Annotated in this window: 15 protein-coding genes; 7 read left to right on the top strand and 8 right to left on the bottom strand. The window is 60.9% G+C overall.

Annotation, left to right across the window (positions count from 1 at the left end; all coding sequences use genetic code 11):
• Positions 1-53: 53 nt before the first annotated feature.
• Genes HX855_RS26915 through HX855_RS26935 form a run of 5 tightly spaced genes read right to left on the bottom strand, consistent with a single transcriptional unit; the run spans position 54 to position 5,443 of the window.
• Entirely contained in the window at positions 54-1,271 is a 1,218-nt protein-coding gene (locus HX855_RS26915; RefSeq protein ID WP_177089036.1) for a phospholipase D-like domain-containing protein, read from the bottom strand.
• 55 nt (positions 1,272-1,326) lie between these two features.
• Positions 1,327-1,974 carry a MotA/TolQ/ExbB proton channel family protein gene (locus HX855_RS26920; RefSeq protein ID WP_177089037.1) on the bottom strand — a complete coding sequence of 216 codons (648 nt, stop codon included), beginning with the start codon at positions 1,972-1,974 and terminating at the stop codon, positions 1,327-1,329.
• 17 nt (positions 1,975-1,991) lie between these two features.
• Positions 1,992-4,274: a TonB-dependent receptor gene (locus tag HX855_RS26925; RefSeq protein ID WP_177089038.1), complete on the bottom strand. Its 2,283-nt coding sequence runs from the start codon at positions 4,272-4,274 to the stop codon at positions 1,992-1,994.
• 24 nt (positions 4,275-4,298) lie between these two features.
• Positions 4,299-5,033, bottom strand: a complete 735-nt coding sequence (locus HX855_RS26930; protein WP_177089039.1) for an energy transducer TonB — start codon at positions 5,031-5,033, stop codon at positions 4,299-4,301.
• 2 nt (positions 5,034-5,035) lie between these two features.
• Entirely contained in the window at positions 5,036-5,443 is a 408-nt protein-coding gene (locus HX855_RS26935; protein ID WP_177089040.1) for a biopolymer transporter ExbD, read from the bottom strand.
• 189 nt (positions 5,444-5,632) lie between these two features.
• Here HX855_RS26935 and HX855_RS26940 point away from each other — a divergent pair, with 189 nt between their 5' ends.
• Both HX855_RS26940 and HX855_RS26945 read left to right on the top strand, forming a co-directional pair.
• Positions 5,633-6,208: a GNAT family N-acetyltransferase gene (locus tag HX855_RS26940; RefSeq protein ID WP_177089041.1), complete on the top strand. Its 576-nt coding sequence runs from the start codon at positions 5,633-5,635 to the stop codon at positions 6,206-6,208.
• Complete coding sequence (locus HX855_RS26945; RefSeq protein ID WP_177089042.1) at positions 6,205-7,779, top strand: alkaline phosphatase; 1,575 nt, start codon at positions 6,205-6,207, stop codon at positions 7,777-7,779. Before HX855_RS26940 ends, HX855_RS26945 begins: the two co-directional genes overlap by 4 nt.
• 181 nt (positions 7,780-7,960) lie before the next feature.
• On the opposite strand, the gene HX855_RS26950 is transcribed toward HX855_RS26945, so the two are convergent.
• A complete protein-coding gene (locus HX855_RS26950) occupies positions 7,961-8,587 on the bottom strand; it encodes an alanyl-tRNA editing protein (RefSeq protein WP_177089043.1) in 627 nt (208 codons plus the stop codon).
• A 91-nt stretch (positions 8,588-8,678) separates the two neighbouring features.
• Between HX855_RS26950 and HX855_RS26955 the strand changes: the two genes are divergently transcribed.
• Positions 8,679-9,611: a LysR family transcriptional regulator gene (locus HX855_RS26955; RefSeq protein ID WP_177089044.1), complete on the top strand. Its 933-nt coding sequence runs from the start codon at positions 8,679-8,681 to the stop codon at positions 9,609-9,611.
• A gap of 132 nt (positions 9,612-9,743) precedes the next feature.
• Here the strand turns inward: HX855_RS26955 and HX855_RS26960 are convergent, their stop codons facing one another.
• Together HX855_RS26960 and HX855_RS26965 are read right to left on the bottom strand one after the other, a co-directional pair.
• Complete coding sequence (locus tag HX855_RS26960; protein WP_003217220.1) at positions 9,744-10,151, bottom strand: PA2817 family protein; 408 nt, start codon at positions 10,149-10,151, stop codon at positions 9,744-9,746.
• 231 nt (positions 10,152-10,382) lie between these two features.
• Positions 10,383-12,830 (bottom strand): acyl-CoA dehydrogenase, encoded by a 2,448-nt coding sequence (locus HX855_RS26965; protein ID WP_177089045.1) that lies wholly within the window; start codon positions 12,828-12,830, stop codon positions 10,383-10,385.
• Positions 12,831-13,022: 192 nt separating this feature from the next.
• On the opposite strand from HX855_RS26965, the gene HX855_RS26970 reads away from it, so the two are divergent.
• The 4 genes from HX855_RS26970 (at position 13,023) to HX855_RS26985 (ending at position 16,203) form a co-directional block, all read left to right on the top strand.
• Complete coding sequence (locus HX855_RS26970) at positions 13,023-13,682, top strand: transglutaminase family protein (RefSeq protein ID WP_177089046.1); 660 nt, start codon at positions 13,023-13,025, stop codon at positions 13,680-13,682.
• Positions 13,683-13,735: 53 nt separating this feature from the next.
• Entirely contained in the window at positions 13,736-14,359 is a 624-nt protein-coding gene (locus HX855_RS26975) for a glutathione S-transferase family protein (protein ID WP_177089047.1), read from the top strand.
• Positions 14,360-14,494: 135 nt separating this feature from the next.
• Positions 14,495-15,427 carry an ABC transporter ATP-binding protein gene (locus tag HX855_RS26980; protein ID WP_177089048.1) on the top strand — a complete coding sequence of 311 codons (933 nt, stop codon included), beginning with the start codon at positions 14,495-14,497 and terminating at the stop codon, positions 15,425-15,427.
• On the top strand, positions 15,424-16,203 hold the full coding sequence (locus tag HX855_RS26985) for an ABC transporter permease (protein WP_003217229.1): 780 nt from the start codon (positions 15,424-15,426) through the stop codon (positions 16,201-16,203). Before HX855_RS26980 ends, HX855_RS26985 begins: the two co-directional genes overlap by 4 nt.
• Positions 16,204-16,364 lie beyond the last annotated feature (161 nt).

A 16,364-nucleotide genomic window follows, 5' to 3' on the forward strand; every position in this document is an offset into this window, starting at 1 on the left:
ATATCTGGCAATGTGACATCGCCCGTCAATTCACGGCGTTTGCGGGCTGCGTGTCAAGGCTTGCCCGGATGCGGCTGCGGGTACTCGCTGGTCACTGCCAGTGGTTTGGCATATGGCCCATCCCACAGCTGTTCATGTAAATCTCCCACACGCTTGGCCATCGCTTCATTGCGCATCACCACTTCCAGGTTGCGCGAGTTATCCAGATAGCCGCCCAGCCAGTTACTGGTGCCTACCCAGGCCACTTGCCCGTCAATCTCCATGGTCTTGCTGTGGATCACCCGCGCATAAGGAATAAATCCTTGCTTGGCCTCAGGCAGGGTCACGATCCTGACCTCGACATTCGGCAGCACCGCGAGGCTTTTCAGGTACGGCAATTCCAGCGCTTCGGTGTTCCAGTTGGACACCATCAACTTGATCGACACCCCGCGCGCTGCCGCCGCACGCACTGCGTTGTCGATCACTGCATAGTAAGGCCGGGTTCTGTCGGGCCCGTAGGACAGTGGCGCGTAGTCCAGCAGTTGTACCCGCACTTCCTTTTTCGCCTCGCCGAGCAGGCGCGGCAGCTCCAGCTGTGAATCACCCACCCCCGGCGGGTTGTAACGCTGCGGGCTGGCGACCAGGTAGTTGCCGGTGCGCGCAGGTAGAGCGCCCGGGGCGGGCAGGGCGACGGGTTTGTTATCGGTCAGTGCCGCCTGGGCTTGCCAGTCCTGTTCAAAGATCGCCTGGGTCTGGGCGACGACGTTGGCATCGCTGATCAACAGCCCGGTTTCGTGGATATGTTCCAGGGAGCGCCAGTCGAAGTTCTGGCTGCCGATAAACGCCTGCTTGCCGTCCACCACCATGTATTTGGCGTGGATGATCCCGTCGCTCAGCTTGCCGTAGGGCAGAATGCGGAAGGTCAGGTTGGGAATGGCTTTCAGGCGTTCCAGGGTCGAGGCTTCCGACAACCGCACGCCTTTTTCTTCCAGCAGGAAGCGAATTTTCACGCCGCGTTTGCCGGCGGCTTCCAGGTGCTCGATCACCTTGTCCATCACTGAACCAGGATGATCGGCCGCGTAAAACTGGCCGATGTCGATGCGGCTTTTCGCGCCGTCGAACAGTTCGATCCACACGGGACCGGGTTGGCGCAGGTCGGCTGTGCCCAGTTCGGTATCCACCGGCACGGTGTGCACCAACTCAAACCCCGGAATTGAAAAGTCCGCCTGGGCCAGCGGACTGAGGAGCAGGCCTGCAAGGCCGGCAATACGTAACTTCAACGATAGGGACATAAGCGCCTCATGGGGCAAAAAAAGGCGGGCGCATGTGGCGCCCGCCCCGGGAAGATCACGCCGTGCGGCTGTGCAGCGGCGTCGGCACCAGATGTGGCACTTCACCCTGTACGCGAGCACCGGTTGCAGCGCGGATCAGCAGGATTTTCAGCTGGTCGTTGATGCGTTCCAGGCTGTCCTGGAAGAAGTTGTGGAACACCACGCAGAACAGGGCGATGGCGATACCCAGGCCAGTGGCGAACAAGGCCGTACCGATGCCACCGGAAATCTGGCCTGGGTCGGACACACCGGCACTGGCCAGCGCCTTGAAGGTGTCGATGATGCCGAGGATGGTCCCCAGTAGGCCGAGCAACGGCGCGGCGGTGGTGATGGTTTCGATGATCCACAGGCTGCGGGACAGCGGCGCGCGGGTCTTGAGGTACTGGGTTTCGATTTCGTCGTCCAGGTCCTTGCGTGAGCCGTGGGAAGCCTTCTGCGCCAGGACCGGCAACACCATGCTCAGCGGCAGGCTGTCACGGCGGGTCAGGCTTTGCGGCAGGTCACGCTCGCTGTGCACGTTGGCGCCCAGCACGTCAGTCAGCGCACGGGCCTGGCGGCGCACGTAGGCGAAGTAGAGGCCGCGTTCGATGGTGATGAAGATCGCAATCGCCAGCGCGGCGTACATCACATAAAAGGTGATTTGGTGAAGCAGGTCCATGTCCATGATCTATAGCCTCGCAGTTAGAAATTCGCTTCCAGGGAAACCGTGACGGTACGGTCCAGGCCAACGATGTAGGCCGGGTCGCCATCGCGGAAACCGCTGTAGCTCGCCGAGTTGGTCTTGGTGGTGTACACGCCGTCCAGGTACTTCTTGTCGAACAGGTTGTCGACGTTCAGGCGCAGGGTGGCGTCCTTGACCACTTTCTTGTCCACCGGCAGGTAGATACCGGCGCCAAGGTTGAAAATGGTCCGGGCGGAGATGGCCTCGTCGTTGGTCAGGTCGCCATAGAGCTTGCTGGTGAACTTGCCGCCGAAGGTGCCGTAGAAGCGCCCGTCGTCATACCCGATGTTCGCCGCGAGCATGTTCTTCGGCACGTTGGCGAACTGTTTGCCGCTGGTGGGCAATACGATCGGCTTGCCGGCGCTGAAGACGGTCAGGTCGTCCTGCTGCTCGGAACTGGTATAGGTGTAGGAGGTGTAGTAGTTGAAGTTGTGCGGCAGTTTGCCGCTCCACTCCAGCTCCAGGCCTTTGTTGATGACGGTGCCGGCGTTGATGTCGGCGGAGTCGCCATTGCTGTCCAGGGAGGTGAGCTGGCGATTCTTGAACTGCATGTAGAACAGCGTGGCGGCGAGGGTGCTGTCTTCGCCGGTGTAGCGCCAGCCCAGTTCCTGGTTCCAGCTGAGTTCCGGCTTGGAGTCGAGGGAGCCCACGCCCTTGTCGTACAGCACGTAGTTTTGCGGAATGCGCATGTTGCGCGACAGGCTGTAGAACAACTGGTCACGCTCGTCGAGCTGGTATTTCAGGCCGGCGTTGGGCAGCAATTTGTTGTAGGTCTGGCTGGCCTTGCCCGGTTGTTCGGTGAGGCTGCCATGGTTGGTGCCGTCACGCTCCACGTTCATGAAGGCCAGGCCGCCGATCAACGTCCAGTCGGAGTTGATGTACCAGGTGTCCTGGGTCCAGACTTTTTGCGCCGGGGTCACGGTGTAGCGGTCGCGGCCCTGCACGGTGTTGCCGTTGGCGTCGACCACGGAGCTGCCGTCTGGCCAGGTGTCGCTCGGCTTGCCGTTGTTCTTGAGGGCAATGAACGGTTGGGTCTGGCTTTGGCGGGCGCGTTCGTACCAGTAGCCGAATTGCAGGCTGTGGTCGCCCAGGTCCCAGTTCAGCTTGGTGGTGATGCCCGGGCGCCAGGTCTGGGTGCGCGAAGGGCGGTAGTAGACGCCGGTGGTCGCGGAGCCGTCGGCGTTGTATTGGGCCTGCGTCGGCAGGTTGCCGAGGTCGAACACGCCGCCTTTGTTCGAGCCACTGTTCAGCGCATAAGCGGAGGAGCCTACGCCGCTGCCGTTGCCGTAGTAGTAATACGGGATCACCGACAGGGACAGGTTGTCGCTCAGCTTGTACTGGGTGTTGAGCACGGCGGTAAAGGTCTGGAACGGGTTCTGCGCCAGGTCGTAGTAGCTGCTGACCTTGCCGTTGGCGCCCACTGCCGGTGTTGCCGGGTACGGGTCGTATTTGCGGCCGTACTGCTGGAATTGGGATTTGGTTAACTGGCTGTAACTGTTGTTGTCCTGCTCGTGGTACTTGAGGATCAGGTTGGCGGTGTTGCCGTTGCCGGCGTCGAAGAAACTGTTCCACTCCACCTTGTCGGCGCGCACGGCACCTGAACCGCGCCACATCTGGCCTTCGGTGTGGGAGGCCGACAGCCAGTTGCTCAAGCCGTTGACTTCGCCGGTGTTGAGGCGGGCGAAGGTCTTGAAGGTGCCGTTGCTGCCGGCCACTTGTTTGACGAAGGCACCGGTTTCCTTGGTGGGGCGAATGGTCACGATGCCGATGTTGCCGCCGCTGGAACCGATGTGCGGGCCGTCGGCTTCAGAAGAACCCTGGGTCACGAAAATCTGGTCGATGTTTTCCGGGTCGCCCAGCAGGTTGGAGTACAACGCGTAGTTGCCGGAGTCGTTGATCGGCATGCCGTCCACCGACATACCCACCTGGTCGGAGTTCATGCCGCGCATGGTGAAGCGAAAACCCGAGAGGCCGGTGTTGTCTTCGCTGGAGATGTTCAGCCCCGGCGTGTACTTGAGCTTGTCGATGGCGTTGCCGGTGGCGGTCTGCTTGTCCAACGCTTCCTTGGTGATGGTCGAACGGCCCTTGGCGCTCTCTTCCTGGACCATGTAACCGCCCCCCGCGGTTGCCTTGCCCTGTACCCCAATGGTCCCGACGTCACTGTCGCTGGTGTCTGCCATGACCACTCCATGGGTCATGCTCGTCGCGGCAACGAGTGCCAGATGAATCCGGGTGAACTTCATCACTGTCGTCCTGGTGGTGTGTGCTTATTGCACGCTGTAGTTGAAGGTGGCGGTGAAGCGCTGCTCGTTACGTCCACCGAAGGCTTGTTCGGGGAACGGTTTCACCTGCTTGATACGGCGCAGGCTGTTGGTGGCGGCCCGGTTGAGTAGCATGCTCGGCGCCGGGGTCTGGATCCCGGCGTCGAGGACGCGGCCTTGGCGGTCCACCATTAACCAGACCACCACCTCGCCACTCGGGCGTTCGAGGGACGCCTGGCGCCCGGTGGGGTATTGCTTGTACGTGTCCAGCTCGTTGCGCAAACCTTTGAGGTAGCCGCCTTCAAGTGCCTGGCCGTCGACTTTCGGCGGCGCGGGTGGAGCGGTGGGGGCCGGCGTGGGGGCGGCCGCGGCCTGCACAGGTTTGGCGGCCACCGGGGCTGGTGCGGGCGTTGGCGTTGGCTTGGCGGCCACGGGTTTGGGCACCGGTTTTGGCTTGGGCTCTGGTTTTGGCAGCGGCTTTGGCACCGGTTTGGGTGGCGGAGGCGGCGGGGCCGGCTCGGCTTCTTCGTCCTCGATCACCGGCGGCGGTGGCTCTTGCTCCACCACGGGTTCAGGCACCACTTCCGGCTCGGGCTCCACCAGGGCCAGTTCAACTGCCGACTCGTCGTACTTCGGCTGGATTTTCAGGGGTTGGGACTGGATACCCAGTGCAATCAGCACCAGGGCGATCAGGGCCGGGACACTGCCCAGCAGCCGACGCGCACGAAACAAGGCATACATGATCAGGACTTTTTCGTGGCGATGGAGACGGAGGTAAAGCCACCCAGGCGCAGGGTGTCCATCACCTCGACCAGGCGGGACACTTCCACGCCTTTATCGCTGTTGACGATGATCGTCGACTTGGTGTCAGGCTTCTCGCCGGCCTTGAGCGCAGGCACCAGCGCGTCGACGGTCATGTCCTTGCCATCGAGCTGCAGCTGACCTTCCAGACCCAGGGTCAAGATGAATTTATTTTGTGGCTTGAGCTGCTGTGAACTGCTGGCGCTCGGCAATTGTGTCTTCATGCCCAGGGCGGGAATCACGTTCAAACTCACCAGTACAAAAAACACCAAAAGGAACATCATCACGTCGATCATCGGGATCAGTTCGATGTGTGCCTTGCGCTTTTTGGGTTCATCCCAAGTTCTCATGCCGCTACCCCGTTGTTGATTAGGGGCGACACGCTAGCAACCAAAAATGACCGAATGGTTAACATTAATTTAAGCTTTTAAGGCTCTATTACGGCACTTTCAGGCAAGTGTTCGGATTATTTATGTACGTAATGAAACTGACACGGTGCGCGTACATTCTTGGAGAATTTATTTCCAGAGCCGTCTGTCATGAGCGTTGCGCTGCCTTTTTTATCTACCCCGCGACTGGTGTTGAAAGCGTTACACAAGGACCAGGCCGAGGTGCTTTGCGCCTTGGCCAACGGGCCGCTGATTGCCGAAAATACCGCGACTATCCCGTCGCCCTACACCCTTGAAGTGGCCAACGCTTTTATCGGCGAACTTGAAGAAAAGTATCGTTCGGGGATAGCGCTGGGCCTCGGCATTCACCTGCGGGAAACGGAGGCGTTCGTGGGGATGGTCAGCCTTCGCCTGTCGGCCAATCATCACAGTGGGCTGCTGGGTGGATGGATGGCGGCGCATTGCCGTGACCGTGGCTATGCCGCCGAAGCCGCCTGTGGGCTGATGCACTTTGGCTTCAGCGAATTGGCATTGCACCGTATCGGAGGGCAGTGTTTTACCCGTAATAAAGCGTCTGCCCGGGTGATGGAGAAAATCGGCTTGCGTTACGAGGGCTGCCAGCCAGGCGCCTTCCTCAAGAATGGGGTCTATGAGGACCTGTCGATGTTCGGCGTATTGCACAAGGATTGGCAGAATCCGCTCGAATCCCGTGGGGCCTCGCGATGAGCCATCTGCCAGACCCCACTCGCCGTCGGGTCCTGGGTGGCCTCGCGGTGGCCACGGCGTTTTCGATCCTCAGCCCGTTCGCCCGCAGTGCGGGCATCGACTACCCCTTCACCCTGGGCGTGGCGTCCGGCGATCCATTGCCCGATGGTTTCGTGATCTGGACGCGCCTTGCGCCGTTGTTCAATGCCGCAGACGGTCGCGGCGGGTTGAGCCGGGCGGTGCCGGTGCGCTGGAAGGTGGCCAGTGATGCGGCGATGACGCGCATCGTGCGCCAGGGCGAGGTCCTGGCCAGTGAGCGTTTCGCCCACTCGGTGCATGTGGAAGTCGCCGGGTTGGAAGCCGGCCGGCCTTACTGGTACCAGTTTGAAGGCCTCGGCGCGCAAAGCCCGGTAGGCCAGTCGCGCACGGCACCGGCGGCGCAGGCCATGGCCTCGGCGCGGTTGGGTTTTGTCTCCTGCTCCCATTGGGAGCGGGGCTACTTCAGCGCCTACCGTCATTTGGCCGCCGAGCAGCCGGACCTGGTGTTTTTCCTCGGTGACTATATCTACGACAGTTCCTACGCGGCCGACTCCGGCAAGATCATTCGTCCCCACGGCAGTGGCAATGCGCTGAACCTGGTGGATTACCGCAATCGCTACGCCCTGTACAAGACCGATCCGGATTTGCAGGCGCTGCATGCCGCGGCGCCCAGCGTGGTCACTTGGGACGATCACGAGGTGCAAAACGACTACGCCAGCCAGTGGTCCCAGGATCCGAATATCCCGGTGGCCGGTTTTCTCAAGCAGAGGGCGGCGGCCTATCAGGCGTTCTATGAACATATGCCGCTGCGGGCGAGCAGCTTGCCCCGTGGGCCGGACATGCGTGTGTATCGGCGCCTGGACTACGGGCGGTTGGCACGTTTCCATGTGCTGGATGGCCGGCAGTATCGCTCCGAGCAGCCGTGTATTTCGGCGAACGGGAGTCGCAAGGGGCATATCGCGGATGACAGCTGCATTGACCTGCGCAATCCGCGGCGCACGATGCTTGGCTGGGAGCAAGAGGCGTGGCTGGACCAGGGGTTTGCCCAGTCCCGGGCGCAGTGGAACGTGATCGCCCAGGATCTGCTGGTGGCGCCGCTGATTCAGCGTGACCCCCAGAGCCAGGCGCTGGGCCATTGGACGGATGGCTGGGATGGCTATATCGCGACCCGCGAGCGGGTGCTGGCGTCGATCGAGCGCAGGCGGGTGAGCAACCCGGTGTTCTGGGGCGGTGATATTCACTCGTTCTGGACCACTGACCTGCACGCCGATGCCAATAACCCCGAGTCACGGGTTGTCGCCACCGAGTTCGTCGGCACGTCGGTGACCTCCGACGGGCCGCCGTTTGAGGCCTTCAACTCGATCCTGCCGCTCAACCCCCATGTGAAGTTTTTCGACAGCCGCCAGCGCGGCTATGTGTCGGTGGCACTTGAGGAGAAGACTATGCTGACGAACTTCCGGGTGATTTCCGATCCCCGGAATCCCCATGCCAGTGTCTCGACCCTCAAGTCGTTTGTGGTGGAGCCGGGCAGGGCGGGGGCAATAGCCGTTTGATTATCAGAGGAGAGCTTTTTGTGGCGAGGGGGCTTGTCCTCCGTTGGGCTGCGAAGCGGCCCCAAAAAATCTCACGTCGAGTTCTTCCTGTGAGAACGGTGATTGTCTTCGGGGGCCGCTGCGCACCCCAACGGGGGACAAGCCCCCTCGCCACAGGTTGTTTGCCAGCAGAAGATGTTTCTCAGTCCAGGCTGTATCGCACCGACAGCGCCCCTTTTTTTTCCGAAAGTGCCAGGATCTTTACCTGGCCCACGTCCCCCAATGCCTGAACATGCGTCCCGCCGCAGGCATAGGCCGGCAGGTCGCCAAAACCCACTTCCCGGGTGCCTTCATCCAGTGTCATATGGCGTGGTAGGTTGGCCGCGATCCATTGATCAACTTTCTGTTGAATCGCCTCGGCGTCCATCGCTTGAGCCGAGGTACCGCGAATAAACGTGATCTTGCCTTCGCCCGGCCAGTGATGGGCCTTGATCGGCATCCAGCCCAGGGTTTCGCCGGCGTTGCCGATCAGGTGCCCGGCCGAATGCAGGCGGGTGTGCAGGGCGCGGCGCTCCTCATCGACGCGTGCCTGTATGAGGCCGGCTGCCACGGGGCGGTCGACGTAATGCACGACACGGTCGCCTTCCTGCACCACCTTCAACACTTGGCTTTCCCCCAGCCAGCCGGTGTCGGATGGCTGGCCGCCACCTTGGGGATGGAAGATCGTTGACTGCAGGATTACTGCAAATTGGTGCTCGTAAGGTGTGCATCCCAGCACTTCAAGTTCGGCATTCAGGTGATCATGGGTGAAGAACAGGCGCTGGGTCATCGTTTACATCCGCATCAGGGTTTCTGTTGAGCAGTATAAGAAGTGCGCCGATGGGTGATAATCCGTTCAAATCTCAATGGACTTGTGCGTCATGAGCATCAATCTTCCCTTGCCGCTGCTGGGCGAAATGGCGATTTTCGTCAAGGTGGTGGAAACCGGCAGCTTCTCCGAAGCCGCGCGGCAGTTGGGCGCATCGCCGTCATCCGTGAGCCGCAGCATCTCGCGCCTGGAAAAGGCGTTGGCTACACGCTTGCTGCAACGCACCACCCGTAAATTGCGCCTGAGCGAAGGCGGTGAGGAAGTGTTCAAGCGCTGCCAGGAAATGGTCAGCGCTGCGCGCTCGGTGATGGAAATCAGCGGGCAATACACCCACGAGGCCGAAGGGCTGGTGCGTGTCAGCGTGCCCAAGGCGGTGGGGCGGTTTGTGGTGCACCCCCATATGCCGGAGTTTCTGCGGCGCTATCCCAAGGTGGACGTGCAGTTGATCCTTGAGGACCGGCACGTGGACCTGATTGATGACAACGTCGACCTGAGCATCCGCATCACCGACAGCCCGCCGCCGGGGCTGGTGGGGCGGCAGTTGCTGCCTATCGAGCACTTGATCTGCGCCACACCGCATTACCTGGCCGAACACGGGACGCCAGAGCATCCCCATGATTTGCTGGAGCACAGTTGCATCTACCTGGGGGAGACGCCGGGGGATGCGCGCTGGAAGTTTCGCCAGGGCAGCAAGGCGGTGACGGTTGGCGTGCGCGGGCGGTATGCGGCCAACCACACGGGGGTGCGACTGGATGCGGTGTTGCAGCACGTGGGGATTGGTAGCCTGCCGTATTTCACGGCGCGGCATGCGCTGGAAGCAGGGGAGGTGGTGCAGGTGTTGCCGGGGTGGGATTTTATTGCGTCGTACCACGGGGATGCGTGGTTGCTGCATTCACCGACACGGTACCTGCCGCCGAAGTTGCGGGTGTTTATTGATTATCTGGTGGAGTGCATGGCTAAGGAGCCGACGCTGAATAAGCGGTAGGAATGCGGCAGCGGGTTAGTGTGGGAGCTGGCTTGCCTGCGATAGCGTCACCGCGATGTGACCGACATACCGAGGCGCCTGCATCGCAGGCAAGCCAGCTCCCACCTATTTTGATCTTCAGCGTTCTTTGGATCAGTGCTTGGGCTGGTCGTTGGACATGGCCAACAACTGCTTTTCCTGGTTCCAGTCGAACGGTTCATCGTTCTGTTCAGCTTCGAAGCGACGCTCTTCCAGGGCCTGGTACAGGTCCAGTTCGTCGTCGGGCATGAAGTGCAGGCAGTCGCCACCGAAGAACCACAGCAGGTCGCGCGGCACCAGGTGAGCAATTTGCGGGTAACGCAGGATGACCTGGCTCATCATGTCCTGGCCCAGGTACTGGCTTTCGATCGGGTCGATCGGCAGCAGGGCGCGCAGTTCATCGAAGCGCTCCAGGAACAGGAGGTGGCTTTCCTCGGGAACCTGTTCGGCTTCGCCGACGGCAACCAGGATGCTGCGCAGGTGGTCGAGCAAGACGAGATGATCGGCAACGACGTTGGACACGAGATAAGTCCTCAAGAGCAAAACGGGCGCGAGAGTATATAGCTCGGTGCCTTGCCTCACAAATACGATTCCTTTTGACGAGTGGCTGTTGTTGTCAGGCAAGGCGCCGCGACGAGTCATAGCGTGCTATGGCGAGGAGCGGCAACGCAGCATGACGACAACAGACGCCGTCAAAAGGAATCAGTAATTGTGAGGCAGGGCACTCTGCCCGTTTTTATATGACCGCTGGGTTCAGCGGACTTTTCCCTCAGCCTGGCTCAGTTCTTCCTTGCTGAAGTCATCCACGTCGATCACCTTGCGCCGCGCCGCTTCAGCGTCACGCAGGGTCTGCGCCTCGGCCGGTTGCAGCACGCCGGCCTGCAGCGCGGCGTCGATGGCGTGCTCGCCAGCGGTCGGTTTGACCTGGCCGCTCTTGAGGCCTTCGTGGAGTTTTTTCTGCAACGGATGGCTGTCGGCCAGCAGGTCGTAGGCGTGTTGCAGGGCGCCCACCGGGTCCTCGGCCGATTGCGGGCGATAGCAGCCAGCCAATACCGCTTCGAGGGCTGGATCACCTTTGGCACGGCCGATCACTGCCGCGACTTCTGCATCCAGTGCATCGGACGGGCCTTTATGACGGCGGCCGAACGGGAACACGATTACCCGCAACAGGCAGCCCAGCACCTTGCTCGGGAAGTTGGTCAGCAGTTCATCCAGTGCACGCTCGGAGTGGCCAAGGCTTTCTTCCATGGCCCAGGCGAACAACGGGCGCAAGTGGTCTGGCGAATCCAGGTCGTGATAACGCTTGAGCGCCGCCGACGCCAGGTACATGTGGCTCAGCACATCACCAAGGCGTGCCGACAGGCGTTCGCGACGTTTCAACTCGCCGCCCAGCAGCATCATGCTCAGGTCCGCCAGCATCGCAAACGCAGCGGCCTGGCGGTTGAGGGCGCGGAAGTAGCCCTGGCTCAAACGGTTGCCCGGGGCTTTTTCGAAGTGACCAAAACCGAGGTTCAGCACCAGGGTGCTGGCGGCGTTGCTTACGGCAAAGCCGATGTGTTGCAGCAGCAGGCCATCGAATTCCTTCAACGCCTGGTCATGGTCTTCACGGCCGGCCAGGGCCATTTCCTTGAGGACGAACGGATGGCAGCGAATCGCGCCCTGGCCGAAGATCATCAGGTTGCGCGACAGGATATTCGCGCCTTCCACGGTGATGAAGATCGGCGCGCCTTGCCAGCTGCGGCCCAAATAGTTGTTGGGGCCCATGATGATGCCCTTGCCGCCGTGCACATCCATTGCATGGCTGATGCATTCGCGGCCGCGTTCGGTCAGGTGGTACTTGAGGATCGCCGACAGCACCGAAGGTTTTTCCCCCAGGTCGACCGCGTTGGCGGTGAGCATCCGCGCGCTGTCCATCAACCAGGCGTTGCCGCCGATGCGGGCCAGGGCTTCCTGGATACCTTCAAAGGCCGACAGCGGTACGTTGAACTGCTCGCGCACCTGGGCGTATTGGCCAGTCACCAGGCTGGTGAACTTGGCCGCGCCGGTGCCGACCGCGGGCAGGGAAATCGAACGGCCCACCGACAGGCAGTTCATCAGCATCATCCAGCCCTTGCCGAGCATTTCCTGGCCGCCGATGAGGAAGTCCAGGGGGATGAACACATCCTTGCCGGAGTTGGGGCCGTTCATGAACGCGGCGCCCAGTGGCAAGTGACGACGACCAATTTCAACGCCCGGGGTGTCGGTGGGGATCAGCGCGAGGCTGATGCCCAGGTCTTCTTCATCACCCAGCAGGTGGTCCGGGTCATGGGCCTTGAATGCCAGGCCGAGCAAGGTCGCGACCGGGCCGAGGGTGATGTAGCGTTTTTCCCAGTTCAGGCGCAGGCCGAGGGTTTCCTTGCCTTCCCATTCGCCTTTGCAGATCACCCCGGTGTCGGGCATGGAGCCGGCGTCGGAGCCCGCCAGCGGGCCGGTCAGGGCAAAGCACGGGATATCGTCGCCACGGGCCAGGCGGGGCAGGTAATGGTTGCGTTGTTCATCGGTGCCGTAGTGCAGCAGCAATTCGGCCGGGCCCAGGGAGTTGGGGACCATGACCGTGGAGGCGAGGTCGCCGCTGCGGGTCGCCAGTTTCATCGCGACCTGAGAGTGGGCGTAGGCGGAGAACCCCTTGCCGCCAAATTCCTTGGGGATGATCAGGGCAAAAAAGCCGTGCTGCTTGATGTGTTCCCAGGCGGCGGGCGGCAGGTCCATGGCCTGGCCGATTTCCCAGTCGGTGACCATGGCGCACAGTTCTTCCGTGGGGCCATCGATGAAAGCTTGCTCTTCTTCGGTCAGTTGCGCCTTGGGGTAGGCCAGCAGCTTGTCCCAGTCGGGGCGGCCGCTGAACAGCTCGCCGTCCCACCACACGGTGCCGGCGTCGATGGCGTCGCGCTCGGTCTCGGACATCGGCGGCAGGACTTTCTGGAACCAGTTGAACAGCGGCGCGGTGAAGTACTTGCGGCGCAGGTCGGGCAGCAGCAGCGGGACCGCGACTGCGGCGATCAGCACCCAGAAGATCAGCAGCAACCAGCCTGGTGCGTGGCTGAAGGCGCCCATCGCCAGCAGGTAGACGGCGATCACGCCAATGGCGGGCAGGGGCGCGGTGCGCCGGTGGGCCAGGTAGGCAATGCCCACCACCAGAACCAGTATCCACAACAACAGCATATTCAATCCTCCGTGAAACCAGGTGCGAAATCACCTCAGAGCTTAGTCGGCATCCGAACAAGCAGGGTGACGAGGGTGTTACGTGGTGTGCCGGGGAACATCACCACAAAGCGCCGACATTTGGCCGAATCGTCGTTATCGCAGCCAGCAGGCCTGTGGTTAGACTCCAGGCTCGCCTTGGAGATTATCCTCATGAATGCGTACTTGAATCCCGGCCGCTTCATCGATAGTGACCACCCTGCGGTGGTGGAGTTCGCCGAAAAACATCGCGGTTCGAGTGCCGCGCCCCGTGACCAGGCAGTCAGTCTTTACTACGCCGTGCGCGAGGCGGTGCGCTACAACCCCTACACCTTCAGCCGCGACCCGCAAACCCTCAGCGCCAGCTTTGCATTGGCTGCCGGCGAGAGTTATTGCGTGCCCAAGGCGACATTGTTGGCGGCGTGTGCAAGGCACTGCGGGATCCCGGCGCGTATTGGCCTGGCCGACGTGCGCAACCACCTCTCGACGCCCCGCTTGATCGAACTGCTCAGAAGTGACGTTTTTGCCATGCACGGCTACACCGAGTTGTATCTGGACGGCCGTTGGGTCAAAGCCACGCCCGCGTTCAACCAGCAACTGTGTGACGTGTTCGACGTGCCGCCGCTGGATTTCGACGGCATTCATGACAGTGTTTTCCACGCGTTCAACCGCAAGGGCCAGCGCTCCATGGAGTACGTGCTGGACCATGGGCAATTTGCCGAGGTGCCCGAGGAATTCTTCTTCGCCCACATTCAGAAATGTTACCCGCACCTGTTTGGCGAGGAGATGCCGATCCTGTTGGGCGACATGCAGAGTGATTTAAGCCGGACGTGAACCGGCGTATGCTGCCCCGGCATTCATCCAACCATCTTCCAATCGGGGCGGTCATGCTGAAAATCTGGGGTCGTAAAAATTCGTCAAATGTCAGGAAGGCACTGTGGTGCGCCGAGGAACTCGGCCTGGACTATGAGGCAATTGATGCGGGCGGGGCGTTTGGTGTGGTCGACACGCCGCAGTACCGTGCGTTGAACCCCAATGGCCGGGTGCCGATGATCGAAGATGGCGACTTTGTACTGTGGGAATCCAACACCATCGTGCGTTATCTGGCGGCCAAACATGCGTCGGATTCGAACTGGTACCCACGGGACCTGCACGCCCGGGCCAACGCCGAAAAATGGATGGACTGGACCACCTCAACCCTGGCCGAACCATTCAAGACCGTGTTCTGGGGCGTACTTCGCACCCCGGCAGACAAACAGAATTGGGACGCCATCAACGCCGGGCGCCAGGCCTGCATCGATGTGCTGCAAACCGTGGAGCAGGCCTTGGCCGGGCAACCGTACCTGTCCGGCAGCGAGATCGGCATGGGCGATATTCCCTTGGGCAGCTTCATATATGCCTGGTTCGAAATGCCCATCGAACGCCCGTCAATGCCTCACCTGGAAGCCTGGTACCAGCGCCTGCGCGCGCGCCCGGCGTATCAGAAATCGGTCATGACCGCGTTGACCTGATACCCACTATTAATACGGGTGACTGTACTTGTGCGGCGCGGACAAGCACCATGCTTGCCACACGCAGCCGTTGTATTCCGTGCGGTCTGCCCTCATGTAACAATTCTATTCCTCTTCTTTGGTGCGTAATCCGATATGAGTTCCGCTCTGTCCATCCGGCAGCTAACCAAAACCTACGGCAACGGTTTCCAGGCCCTGAGTGGTATCGATCTGGACGTCGCCGAAGGTGATTTCTTCGCCTTGCTCGGCCCCAATGGTGCCGGCAAATCCACCACCATCGGCATTCTCTCGACCCTGGTCAACAAGACCAGTGGCACCGTGAATATCTTTGGCAACGACCTGGACAAGTCCCCGGCAGCGCTCAAGCGCAGCATTGGTGTGGTGCCCCAGGAGTTCAACTTCAACCAGTTTGAAAAGACCTTCGACATCGTCGTGACCCAGGCCGGTTACTACGGCATCCCGCCGAAAATCGCCAAGGAACGCGCCGAGCAGTACCTCACCCAGTTGGGGCTGTGGGACAAGCGCGACGTGCCTTCACGTTCCCTGTCCGGCGGCATGAAGCGCCGGCTGATGATCGCCCGCGCCCTGGTTCACGAACCGCGCCTGCTGATCCTCGACGAACCGACGGCGGGGGTGGACATCGAGCTGCGTCGCTCGATGTGGACATTCCTCACCGAGCTGAACCAGAAAGGCATCACCATCATCCTCACCACCCACTACCTGGAAGAGGCTGAGCAGCTGTGCCGCAACATCGGCATCATCGACCACGGCACCATCGTCGAAAACACTAGCATGCGTTCGCTGCTGAGCCAGTTGCACGTCGAGACCTTCCTGCTTGACCTGAAACACGACATGGCGGTTGCGCCCCAGTTGATCGGCTACCCGAACCGCCTGGTGGACAGCCACACCCTGGAAGTCCAGGTAGACAAAGCCGTGGGCATCACCGCGCTGTTCGGCCAACTGGCGACCCAGAACATCGAAGTGCTGAGCCTGCGTAACAAAACCAATCGCCTTGAGGAGTTGTTCGTGTCCCTGGTGGAGAAAAATCTGGCGAAGGTGGCGTTATGAGTTCGGAACTGCAACCCAACCTCGTCGCGCTGCAGACCATCGTCTACCGCGAAGTGAAGCGCTTCACCCGGATCTGGCCGCAAACCTTGCTGCCGCCGGCGATCACCATGGTTTTGTACTTTGTCATCTTCGGCAACCTGATTGGCCGGCAGATCGGTGATATGGGTGGTTTCACCTATATGGAATACATCGTGCCGGGGCTGATCATGATGTCGGTGATCACCAACTCCTACGGCAACGTGGTGTCGAGTTTTTTTGGCAGCAAGTTCCAGCGTTCCATCGAGGAATTGATGGTGTCGCCGGTGTCGCCTCATACGATTCTGATCGGCTACACCCTGGGTGGCGTGCTGCGGGGGTTGATGGTCGGGGTGATAGTGACACTGCTGTCGCTGTTCTTTACCCATCTGCAGGTGCATCACCTCGGGATTACCCTGCTGGTGGTGGTGCTGACGGCGACGATCTTTTCGTTGCTGGGGTTCATCAATGCGGTGTTTGCGCGCAATTTTGATGATATTTCGATCATTCCGACGTTTGTGCTGACGCCGTTGACGTACCTGGGGGGGGTGTTTTATTCGATTACCTTGCTGCCGCCGTTCTGGCAGACGGTGTCGTTGGCGAACCCTGTGTTGCACATGGTTAACGCGTTTCGGTACGGGATTCTGGGCGTGTCGGATATCAAGATCAGTGTGGCGATCACCTTCATGCTGGTGGCGACTGTGGTGTTGTATGTCGGGTGTGCGCGGCTGCTGGTGAGTGGGCGTGGGATGCGTACTTGACCTTGGGTTGAGTGAGGAAAACGGCCTTGAGATGAGGCCGTTTTTTTTTGGGCGTTTTTTTGGGGGGGGGAGCATATCCGTTGCTGCGGTAACGGCGGCTTAGGGTTCCGCTCTTACAGCGGGTCACTTTTGGCAAACGCCCCAAAAGTAACCAAAAGGTC

The organism is Pseudomonas sp. IPO3778, from assembly GCF_013386825.1.
In the GTDB taxonomy this organism is placed as follows: domain Bacteria; phylum Pseudomonadota; class Gammaproteobacteria; order Pseudomonadales; family Pseudomonadaceae; genus Aquipseudomonas.